The following is a 787-nucleotide window of genomic DNA, read 5'->3' as shown; positions in this document are numbered from 1 at the left end:
CGCTGGCACGGAGTTCACCGCAGCGGCAGGCTGCCAGGTCATCGAGCGGAAGAATTCGCCCCAGAAACCGGCGTTCGCGCAAGTCGGCCAATCCGCGGCCGAGCGCTTCCCGCCTCGGCCCGTGCGGCATCCGCTCGATGCCGTAGACGATCTCCTGGACCGTCGTCGCCGCGAGAAAGAGCTCCTGCAGCACCTGCCGCCCGAGCCAGTCCAGGACCCGCGGGTCGGGCTGGTTCTTCATCAACTCGGCCACGACATTGGCATCGAGCAGGAACCTCATTGCTCCTCGAACGGATCGGACGGCGCTGAATAGTCGTCCGGGACACTGATGTCCCAGTCGTCGTCCTCGGGCCTGGGCCCACTCGTGAGAAAGGCGATGAGGGCCGGCCCCGTCAGATTCTCGTCCGGCTTGGCGGCATCCGTGAGCAAGGCCCGCACTTCGGCTTCCATGGATCGGCCACGCTCCTTCGCCAGCTCCTTCAGCCGGGCGACCACCCAGTCATCGACGTTGCGTACCAGGATCGTCGCCATCGGGATCCCCATCTGCTAGCACATGCTAGCAGCAATGGCAGTCTCCGTCACCAGGCGGTCCAGCCCCCGTCGATGCGGAACTCGGCGCCCGTCGCATAGCGTGACGCATCGGAGAGCAGATAGACCATGATCCCGACATAGTCGTCCGGCTCCGCCATCCGGCCGAGCGGCATCTTCTTCAGGTAGCCTTCGAGAAAGCGCGGGTCCTGGTTGGCGAACACGCCGGCGAGCGTCACGCTGTTCACCCGCACGCCCG

General features: G+C 65.9%; 2 protein-coding genes and 1 pseudogene. All 3 read right to left on the bottom strand.

Features of this window, described 5'->3' with window-relative positions:
• Positions 1 to 253 (bottom strand): annotated as a pseudogene (locus tag EQG76_RS15160) (VapC toxin family PIN domain ribonuclease); the annotation flags it as partial.
• A gap of 23 nt (positions 254 to 276) precedes the next feature.
• Complete coding sequence (locus EQG76_RS15155) at positions 277 to 531, bottom strand: FitA-like ribbon-helix-helix domain-containing protein (protein WP_159714911.1); 255 nt, start codon at positions 529 to 531, stop codon at positions 277 to 279.
• A gap of 47 nt (positions 532 to 578) precedes the next feature.
• A partial coding sequence (locus EQG76_RS15150; protein WP_159714909.1) for an SDR family oxidoreductase occupies positions 579 to 787 on the bottom strand: 209 nt, incomplete at its 5' end.

This window comes from Geminicoccus flavidas, assembly GCF_009806515.1.
Classification (GTDB): Bacteria; Pseudomonadota; Alphaproteobacteria; order Geminicoccales; family Geminicoccaceae; genus Geminicoccus; species Geminicoccus flavidus.
The sequence above is the reverse complement of the archived record's forward strand: the minus strand, read 5'-3'. Positions and strand labels throughout refer to the sequence as shown.

Excerpts from the sequence above, each read along its gene's own strand:
- EQG76_RS15155 (WP_159714911.1), bottom strand. The coding sequence starts at position 531 with ATGGCGACGATCCTGGTACGCAACGTCGATGACTGGGTGGTCGCCCGG.